The organism is Nitratireductor aquibiodomus NL21 = JCM 21793 (assembly GCF_000615975.1).
GTDB lineage: Bacteria > Pseudomonadota > Alphaproteobacteria > Rhizobiales > Rhizobiaceae > Nitratireductor > Nitratireductor aquibiodomus.
In genome coordinates this window covers 1-9,495 of record NZ_BAMP01000129.1, presented here as the reverse complement: position 1 = coordinate 9,495, position 9,495 = coordinate 1, and the positions used below count along the sequence as shown (strand labels likewise).

The following is a 9,495-nucleotide window of genomic DNA, read 5'->3' as shown; positions in this document are numbered from 1 at the left end:
GACATGATCCTGATCGACGTGAAGCGACCGCATGCGGTGCCGATGTTCGATCCCGTTACCCATCTCGTCTATTCCACCGCCAAATCCGACGTGCGCCATGTGTTCGTCGGTGGCGAGCAGGTGGTGCGCGATGGCGTGCTCACCCGCCACACGATCGACGACACGCTGGACGCAGTGGCAGAGCTCGCGCCGCGCATCGCCGCCACCGTGGCCTGACAGTAAAACCCTGGGAGAATGAAATGAGCGAAAGCCAACTCGCGCGTCTTGAGCGCGCCCATGCATCCATCGCCAAGCGGGCAGGCGCGCCAGCACCCATCGCCATCATGCTGGGTTCGGGGCTCGGCCAGCTTGCCGACCGGGTGGAGGATGCCGTCACGATCCCTTACGGAGAGGTCGAGGGCTTTCCGGTCTCCACCGCACCCGGCCACAAGGGCGCTTTCGTGATCGGCAACCTGGAGGGCCAGCGCGTGATCATGATGCAGGGCCGGCTGCATCTTTACGAAGGCTGGTCGCCGCGCGACATCGCTCTTGCCGTCTATCTGCTCAAGCGCCTCGGTGCCGAAACGCTCATCGTCACCAATGCCGCCGGCTCGCTCAATCCCGATTACGATCCCGGAGACGTGATGCTCATCGAGGATCACATGAATTTCACGGGGCTGAACCCGCTGGTCGGCCCCAATGACGACGCCATCGGCCTGCGCTTTCCCGACATGTCGCGCGCCTATGATCCTGACCTGCTCGAGCTCACGCGCAAAGCGGCGGATGCGGCTGGCATTGCCGTGCGGCAGGGCATCTATGCGGGCGTTCTGGGGCCGTCCCTCGAAACCTCGGCGGAGCGTCGCTATTACCGCGCTTCCGGCTCGGATGCCGTCGGCATGTCGACGGTCACCGAGGTGATTGCCGCCGGCCACGCATCGCTGCCCGTCATCGGGCTTTCGGCCATCACCAACAAGGCGACCGGCGGTCCCGACCAGCAGCCCGACACGATCGAAGACGTGTTTGCCAATGCCGAGATTGCCGGGCGCAAAATCGAGCGATCTTGGCCAAGCTTCTGCCCAATCTGAAAGGAGCCTGATCATGGCTGCAACCATCCCACCCGTCGCATCCCTGCTTGATCTCACCGGTCGCACGGTCATCGTCACCGGCGCCAGCGGCGGCATTGGCGGCGGCATCGCACGGCGGCTCCACGAAGCCGGCGCAAATGTGGTGTGCCACTACAACGGCAATAAAGGCGCCGCAGAGGCGCTTGCCGGCGAACTTGGCGCGCGGGCTATAGCTGCCGGCGGTGACCTTTCGAAGGAAGCCGAAGCGGCCTCTCTCATGAAAGCGGCGCTTGAAAAATTCGGAGCTGTTCACGGCGTGGTCAACAATGCCGGCTTCCAGCCCGTCGAGGCGCTCAGGCAGATCGACGAGGCCGGCTGGGCGCAGATGATGGCGATCAACACCGGCGCGCCGTTTCTCCTGACGCGCGCTTTTGCCGACCATGTGGAGGCGCGTGGTGGCGGTGGCGCGGTCGTCAACATTGCCTCCATCGAAGGGCATCAGCCGGCCCCCGGCCATGCCCATTATGCGGCCTCCAAGGCAGCGCTTCTGATGTTCACCAAGGCAGCGGCGCTGGAGCTTGGCGGGCTTGGCATTCGCGTCAATTCCGTCTCGCCCGGCCTGATCCACCGCGACGGCATCGAGGAAGGATGGCCCGAAGGTGTCAACCGCTGGAAGGAGGCGGCACCGCTTGGCCGGCTCGGCCAGCCGGAGGATATCGGCGACGCCGTGCTCTTCCTTCTCTCCGAGGCTTCGCGCTGGGTGAGCGGGACGAACATCACGGTCGATGGTGGCGTCAGCGCCCGTTCGACCTGGTGAGAAAACAAAGCTGAAACAGACAATTACAACAAGAATCGGAATCAGACCGTGAGGTGGGTTCCGAAGAATGACAGGGGCTTGGAATGAAGGCACTTGAAGGCAAGGTCATCGCGGTTACCGGGGCAGCCGGCGGCATTGGCCGTGGCATCGCTCAGGCGATCATCGAGCGGGCGGGCGCGTGGCGCTGCTAGATCTGCCGGGGCCAAAACTCGAAGCGGCACTCAAGGATCTTGGCGGCGAACCCAATGTCATGGCGGCTGCAAGCGACGTGACCGACAGCGCCAGCATGGAGGCCGCATTCGCCGAGGTGGTTGCCCACATGGGCACGCTTGACGGGCTCGTCAACAATGCCGGCGTGGTGCGGCTCGGGGCAGCCGACAAACTGACCGGAGACGATGTCGATCTCGAAATGGCGGTCAATGTGAAGGGCGTTCTGCTCGCCTCGCAGGCCGCAGCGCGTCAGATGGAAAAGGGCGGCGCGATCGTCAACATTGCGTCGAATGCCGGCAAGGTCGGCTATCCCAATATGGCCGGCTACAACGCCTCCAAGGCGGCCGTGATCAACCTGACCCGTTCGCTCTCGCTCGAATGGGCAGCGCGCGGGATCAACGTCAATGCCGTGTGCCCGGGCGGCGTGGCAACCGACATGCTGAAAACGGTGGCGGACTTCATCGTCGGCGGCGATGAGGCAAAGTCGGAAGAGATGATGAAGCAGATGGTTCCCGCACAGCTTGGCCGTCACATCCAGCCGGTCGAGGTGGGGCGTGTGATTGTCTTCCTGTTGTCGGACGCGGCAACGATTATCCGCGGACAGTCCATCACCATCGATGGTGGCGACACGCCTTACTGATCGGCGCGCTGCCCTCGTGGTTCGACACGCTCACCATGAGGGCCTTTGGCGTGGCGGCGGACAGCATGACGTTCGCCGGTGGGGTTGATGCTGCCCTCGTGGTTCGACAGGCTCATTATGAGGGCTTTTGGTGTGGCGGAGGGCGGCATCAAGGCGGCAGGAGAGGCGTCGATATAGCCTCATGGTGAGCCTGTCGAACCACGAGGGCGGGGCGATTTCCGGTTTTCCGGAAAACGCCTGAAAATTCCCGAAAACGATTCAGAATCAGGTGATTCTCCCGGATTTCTGAATCGTTTTCTGAAATTCACGCAGCGTCCGATTTCGCCCGGTCGGGGAAGAGCTTGGCGAGCCCTTCTGGTGAGGCATCGGCGATGCCGCGCTCGGTAATGAGACCGGTGACGAGGCGGGCGGGTGTCACGTCGAAGGCCGGGTTGCCGGCGGGGGATGCCTCGGGCGAAATCCGCACCTGCCGAACCTTGCCGTCCTCATCCTTGCCCCAGACCAGCGAGACCTCGTCGCCCGAACGTTCCTCGATCGGAATTTCCTTCACGCCGTCATGCACCGTCCAGTCGATGGTGGGCGAGGGCAGCGCGACGTAGAAGGGGACATTGTTGTCTTTTGCCGCCAGCGCCTTCAGATAGGTGCCGATCTTGTTGCACACATCGCCATCGGCGGTGGTGCGGTCGGTGCCGACGATCACCATGTCGACCATGCCATGCTGCATCAGGTGGCCGCCGGCATTGTCCACCACCAGCGTGTGCGGCACGCCGTGACCGGCCATCTCCCACGCGGTGAGCTGCGCGCCCTGATTGCGTGGGCGGGTCTCGTCCACATAGACATGAACGGCAATGCCCTCTTCCATCGCATGATAGATGGGCGAGGTGGCGGTGCCGAAATCGACGGTGGCCAGCCAGCCGGCATTGCAGTGGGTGAGGATGTTCACCGGCTCGCCCGGCTTTTTGCGGGCGGCGATTTCGCGAATGATTTCCAGCCCGTGAAGGCCGATGCCGCGGTTGAGCTCCACATCCTCGTCGGCGATTTCGCCCGCGCGCTTATAGGCCGCCGCGGCGCGTTCCGCTTCCGGCAGCTTGCGCAGAAGGCCGCGCATTTCATCGAGCGCCCAGCGCAGGTTGATCGCCGTGGGGCGCGTCTCGTGGAGCTGTTCCCACACCGCATCGAGTGCGGCATCGGAAGCGTCCTCGCGCATGCGCATGGCAACGCCATAGGCGGCGGTGACACCGATCAGCGGCGCGCCGCGCACCCACATGTCGCGGATGGCGGTGGCGATGCCTTCGACGGTGCGAACATTCTCAACGCGCAGCTCGTGCGGCAGCCAGCGCTGGTCGATGAGATCGACAGACCAGCCATCCTCGTTCACCCAGATGGTGCGGTAGTGCCTGTCTCCAACCTTCATGACAATTTCCCCTGATCGAGTGCTTCCGCCAGCCGGTCGAGCTCGGCGAGCGATTGAATCTTGTTGCGATTGACGACGATGTGGCGGCCGAATTTCAGCGCCGGTGCTTCACACGAAGCCCGCAGGCTCTCGTCGGCGATGTCCTCGAAATCCGCATTGTGGGCGAGGCCCAGAATGCGGCGGTGCATCTCTATGCCGGCAAAGCCAAGCATGTCGGTCCACAGATCGTGGATCACGTGGTTGAGCGCCTGTTCGGCGGCAAGCCCGTCATCCTGATCTTCATATAGGGCGGCCTGATAGAGAATTCCGCTGCGTTCGGTGCGCCACAGATGGGCGAACTCGTCGCGGAAAGTACTCCACGTTTCCTCGATAACGCGCAGAAGATAGGCGCGCATAGAGGCGCGGCTGCCGTTCTGCTCGTGGCCGCGCTGCGAGAAATAGGCCATCCAGTAATTGGCGATGAGCATGCCGACATCGAAGGCCATGGGGCCGTAGAAGGCGAATTCGGGGTCGATGATGCGCGTGTCGTCCGGCGTGACCATGACGGAGCCCGAATGCAGGTCGCCATGCACCATGGTCTCGGCTTTCGATGCGAAGAGATGCTTCATCCGCTGCGCTTCGACCTTGAGATCGCGATCGGCGCGCAGTTCCTTCACCAGCGCATCGAGACCCGGCGTGTGCCGGTTCATCGGCGCTTCGTAGTAGGGATCAGAGAAAACGAGGTTCTCGGTGATGTCGCACAGGTCGACATTGTCCGAGAACAGCACGAGATCGGCCTTGCGGTCGGCCGCTTTCATGGAAAGGTCGGACCCTCGGAAGAGGGTGCGCGCCATGAACAGGCCGAGGTCTCTGCCGATCTTCGGCAGTTCCTGCCCTTCGATGAGGGCGCGGCGGAGAATGATGTGCGGCGAAAGAAACTCCATCGCAATCAGCGCCTGCGTTTCATCGAAATAATGCACGGCAGGCACGGTTCCCGGCGCGCGCTCTTCCTGGCGGGTCAGCGCGTGATATTCGAAGAAGGAGCGCTTCAGGGGAAGCGGCCAGCTATCGCCGACCAGACGGACATAGGGCAGCGCCTGCTTGATGATGAGCGTTTCGCTGCCGCCCTCGACGATGAAAACGAGATTGAGATTGCCATCTCCCACCTCGCGGACCTTCCAGTCCACCGGTGCGCCGCCGAGGCGGCCGGCAATCTCCGGAATGTTGCCAAGGCGCTCCGGCAGGGTCTCCACCGTCAGGGCCTCGAAGGCGTTCTCTTTCATCTCTCCATCTCCTCCCTTTCGCGCCTGGACCGGCGATGGATGGCGCGCGTCCTGTATCTGCCAGTGTTCCCGCACAAATTTTCTCTCCGGAAGGGAGAAGAAGCACGAGCCCAACCTGTTCATCGTGCTCCCCGATCCTGCAGAAAGGGGAAGCGTGAAAGGCGCAGACCGAGACTGGTGACCACCACCCTCTCATGCCGTCAGTTCAGGCGATACGCTACCAAGGCTCTGTCATTTGTCAATCATGTTGACAAATGCTTGTTACCTGTTAGCGTCACATTGGGAGGAGAGCATGGGCGACAACGCCATCTTTCGCATTGCCGGCCTGACAAAGGCATTTGGACCCAACGCTGTGTTGCGTGGAGTGGGGCTCGACCTGCGCGCCGGCGAGGTGACGGTTCTGATGGGTGCCAACGGTGCCGGCAAGTCGACGCTGGTCAAGGTCATGAGCGGCGTTCATCGCGCCGACCGTGGCATGATGATGCTGGGCGACAAACCCTTCTCTCCTGCCACTCCCGCAGAAGCGATGCGCGCTGGCGTGGTGACGGTGCACCAGAACATCAACGACGGTGTGGTGGGCGCGCTCGACGTGGCCAGCAATCTGGTGCTCGACCGGCTGAATGGCGCTGGTAGCGGCTTTTTCTTCAATCCACGAAAGGTGCGGCGCGAGGCGCGCGAGGTGGCCGAGCGCATGGGGCTCGGGATCGACCTCAGCGCCGAGGTGACCGACCTGCCGCTGGCCGACCGGCAGATGGTGGCCATCGCACGCGCCATGGCGCATGAGCCGCAGGTGATGATCCTCGACGAGCCGACCTCTTCGCTTTCGAGCCATGAGGCCGAACGGCTTTTTGCGCTGATCGAGCGGCTTCGGGCGCGCGGCGTCGCCATTCTCTACATTTCGCATCGCATGTCGGACATTCGCCGTCTGGCAGATCGCATCGTCAGCCTGCGCGACGGGGCCATCGTCGGGCAATTCGACGAGAAGCCGCTCGACTATGAGGGCGCGGTGAACGCCATGCTGGGCCAGAATCTCGGCCTTCACAGCATCGATGCGCGGGCTGCCGGCGCGCCGGTTTTCTCGGTCCGCGATCTGCGCATCGCACCGGGCGCGAAACCGCTTTCCATGGAACTCGGCGCTGGCGAGGTTGTGGCGGTGACGGGGCTTGTGGGCGTCGGCAAGACGCGGCTTGCCGAAACGCTGTTCGGCATTCATGCGCCGCTTGCCGGCTCCATGCAGCTCGATGGCAGGGCCTATGCACCCGGAACGCCGGCGAGCGCGGTCAGGGATGGTGTTTTCCTTGTCGCCAAGGACCGCGCTTCCACCGGCATCGTGCCGGAGTTCAATATCTATGAGAATATGAGCCTGCCGTTTCTGCCGCGCTTCTCGAACATGAGCGTGACGCGGCGGCGGGCTGAGCGGCAGACCGCGCGCGAGCAGATCGCGGACCTCAAGATCGTGTGCCGCTCCGAGCGCGACGATCTGGCAACGCTTTCAGGCGGCAATCAGCAGAAAGTGACGGTGGCGCGCTGGCTGACGCAACCTTCGCGGTTGCTCATTCTGGACGAACCGTTTCAGGGCGTGGACATTGCCGCGCGCCACGACATCGCGGCCAAGCTGCGCGAAAGTGCGGGCGACCGCGCGACACTGGTCTTTCTGACCGAACTGGACGAGGCGCTGGAGACGGCGGACCGCATCCTCGTCATGTCCGAGAACACGATTGTCGGCGAGCATCGCAATGCGACGTGGATATGGACCGGCTGTTGGCCGAAGTGGCCGGCCAGCGTCTGGAACCCGCAGGGAGCGTTTAGAGAATGGACAGCCGTACGGCGGACAAGACCCCGGTTGAAACCCCGGCTGAGGCGCTGGCGCAGCCGAAAGACGGCCGCTCGCTGCGCGAGCTGGCAATCCGCTATGGCTTTCTGAGCCTGCTGGTGGGCCTGATCGTCTTCTTCTCGCTTGCCACGCGCGGTTTCACCTCGCCGCAGGCGGCGGTGTTCATTCTGCAATCGGTTTCGATCACCGGCATTCTGGCGCTCGGCGTGACGGCGACGCTGGTGGTGGGCGGCTTCGACCTTTCCATCGGCTCCATCGCCACAAGCTCCATGATGGCGGCGGCCTATGTGATGGTGGTGCTGGAGCAGAACGCGCTCGTCGCGGTTCTGGTGTGTCTCGCCATCGGCGCGCTGGTCGGGCTGATAAATGGTCTCATCATCTGCTACATGCGCGTGCCCGATCTTTTGGCCACGCTCGGCATGATGTTTCTGCTGATCGGTCTGCAGCGCATCCCGACCGAAGGACGCTCCATCGCCACCGGCATGACGCTGCCCGACGGCTCGACGGCTGAAGCACGTTCAGCCAGGCCTTTCTGGCGCTTGGGCGGCACCGGTTCGATCTGTTTATCGAAAACCTCGTGCCGGCGTCGGTGGTGGTGCTGATCGTGCTGGCGATCCTGATCTGGTTCTTCCTCGAATACACGCGGTTTGGTCGCATGATGTATGCGGTGGGATCGAATGCGCGCGCCGCGGAATTCGCCGGTGCGCCGGTCAAGGCCTATCGCATCTGGGCCTATGTGATTTCCGGTGTCTTCGCTTCCATCGGCGGCATTCTTCTGGCGGCACGCCTTGGGCGCGGCGACATTGCATCGGGCAACAATCTGCTTCTGGATGCGGTGGCGGCGGCACTCATCGGTTTTGCGGTGCTGGGCGCGGCCAAGCCGAACGCGTTCGGAACGGCCATCGGGGCGTTGTTCGTCGGCGTGCTCCTTCAGGGGCTCACCATGATGAACGTGCCGTATTACACGCAGGATTTCGTCAAGGGCGCGGTGCTCGTCATCGCTCTGATCTTCACCTTTGCGCTTCTGGGGAGGAATGCCCGGTAGCGCCCGTTCAAGAGAAAACAGGCAGTGGAGGAGTAAGAGTATGGAAATTTCACGCAGACTTCTTGGCAAGATGGCCGCGGCACTGGCCGGCGCCACCATGCTTCTGCCGGCAGCCGCCGGCGCGCAGGACAAACCCGCGCCATTCGACAATCCGGGCGATGTGGAGATCGCGCTGGTGCGTTATCTTTCCACGGGCGATTTCTTTCAGGCCTATCTTTCGGGCGTGGAAAAGCAGGCTGAGGCGCTGGGCGTGAACCTGCGCGTGCTCGACAGCCGGCAGGACGCCGCCCTTCAGGCCGACATGGTGGATCAGGCGATTGCGCTTGGCGTCGATGGCATCATCATCCAGCACGGCCTGACCGAATCCATGAAGGAAGCCGCACAGCGCGCCGTCGATGCGGGCATCAAGGTTGTGGCCTTCGACGTGAATGTCGAGAACGATGCGATCCCTCAGATCGAGCAGTCCGACCGGGATCTGGCGCGTCTGGCGCTGGAACAGGCTATTGCCGACAATGGCGAAGCGTGGAAGGCGGGCTATGTCTATGTGGCCGGCATCGCGCCGCTCGACCGCCGCGACGAGACCTGGCGCGAGTTCAAGGAGAAATATTCGGGCATCGAGGAAGTGGCGCAGTTCGGCACGCTCGACAATCCGATCGCCAATTCGGTGGCCAACCAGGCGCGCTCGGTGGTGACGGCAAACCCGGACATTCAGGTCATGTTCGCGCCCTATGACGAATTCGCCAAGGGGGTGAAGATCGCCGTGGACGAGGCCGGTCTTTCCGAGAGTATCAAGATTTATTCGGCTGACGTTTCGACGGCTGACATTTCCGCCATGCGCGAGCCGGGCAGCGCCTGGGTGGCGACGGCGGCCACGAACCCTGCCGTTGTGGGCGAGGTTTCGGTGCGCGCGCTTGCCATGCTTCTGGCCGGTGAGGAGCCGGGCAAGAGCGTGATCGTTCCGCCGACGCTGATTACGCAGAAGGCGCTGAACGACGGCGACATCAAGAACATGGACGATCTCTCGGCGAAGATGCCGCAGTTTGCCCATGCCGATGTGGCCGTGCCGGACTGGATGCCGTTGCCTGCGCGGGACTGAGGCAGCACGGGACTGGATCGAAGAGGGCGGCTTTCGGGTCGCCCTTTTTGTTTCGCGCGGAGATGATGGTGCGTGCACTTTCCCTTGGCCCTTCGACAAGCTCAGGATGAGGGAAAGGGCAGGGATATGGGGGG

The 9,495-nt window shown here is 63.1% G+C and carries 6 protein-coding genes and 3 pseudogenes; 7 read left to right on the top strand and 2 right to left on the bottom strand.

The window, feature by feature from the left end:
- The 4 genes and pseudogenes from JCM21793_RS29570 to JCM21793_RS27660 all read left to right on the top strand — a co-directional run.
- Nucleotides 1-216: pseudogene (locus JCM21793_RS29570) on the top strand (amidohydrolase family protein); the annotation flags it as partial.
- A gap of 23 nt (nucleotides 217-239) precedes the next feature.
- On the top strand, nucleotides 240-1,064 hold the full coding sequence (locus JCM21793_RS21670) for a purine-nucleoside phosphorylase (protein ID WP_025031699.1): 825 nt from the start codon (nucleotides 240-242) through the stop codon (nucleotides 1,062-1,064).
- A 13-nt stretch (nucleotides 1,065-1,077) separates the two neighbouring features.
- The gene (locus tag JCM21793_RS21665; RefSeq protein WP_025031698.1) at nucleotides 1,078-1,860 is read left to right on the top strand and encodes an SDR family NAD(P)-dependent oxidoreductase; all 783 of its coding nucleotides are present in this window, start codon (nucleotides 1,078-1,080) and stop codon (nucleotides 1,858-1,860) included.
- A gap of 178 nt (nucleotides 1,861-2,038) precedes the next feature.
- Nucleotides 2,039-2,710, top strand: coding sequence for an SDR family NAD(P)-dependent oxidoreductase (locus JCM21793_RS27660; RefSeq protein ID WP_244439946.1), 672 nt, complete (start codon nucleotides 2,039-2,041; stop codon nucleotides 2,708-2,710).
- A 304-nt stretch (nucleotides 2,711-3,014) separates the two neighbouring features.
- On the opposite strand, the gene mtnA is transcribed toward JCM21793_RS27660, so the two are convergent.
- Both mtnA and mtnK read right to left on the bottom strand, forming a co-directional pair.
- Nucleotides 3,015-4,124, bottom strand: coding sequence for an S-methyl-5-thioribose-1-phosphate isomerase (mtnA, locus tag JCM21793_RS21650; protein WP_025031697.1), 1,110 nt, complete (start codon nucleotides 4,122-4,124; stop codon nucleotides 3,015-3,017).
- Nucleotides 4,121-5,386 carry an S-methyl-5-thioribose kinase gene (mtnK, locus tag JCM21793_RS21645; protein WP_007007862.1) on the bottom strand — a complete coding sequence of 422 codons (1,266 nt, stop codon included), beginning with the start codon at nucleotides 5,384-5,386 and terminating at the stop codon, nucleotides 4,121-4,123. Before mtnK ends, mtnA begins: the two co-directional genes overlap by 4 nt.
- Nucleotides 5,387-5,678: 292 nt before the next feature.
- On the opposite strand from mtnK, the pseudogene JCM21793_RS27655 reads away from it, so the two are divergent.
- From JCM21793_RS27655 to JCM21793_RS21630, 3 genes and pseudogenes are all read left to right on the top strand, one after another.
- Nucleotides 5,679-7,195: pseudogene (locus tag JCM21793_RS27655) on the top strand (sugar ABC transporter ATP-binding protein).
- 3 nt (nucleotides 7,196-7,198) lie between these two features.
- A pseudogene (locus tag JCM21793_RS27650) lies at nucleotides 7,199-8,265 on the top strand (ABC transporter permease).
- A gap of 40 nt (nucleotides 8,266-8,305) precedes the next feature.
- Nucleotides 8,306-9,361, top strand: coding sequence for a substrate-binding domain-containing protein (locus JCM21793_RS21630; protein ID WP_025031696.1), 1,056 nt, complete (start codon nucleotides 8,306-8,308; stop codon nucleotides 9,359-9,361).
- The last annotated feature ends 134 nt before the right edge of the window (nucleotides 9,362-9,495 follow it).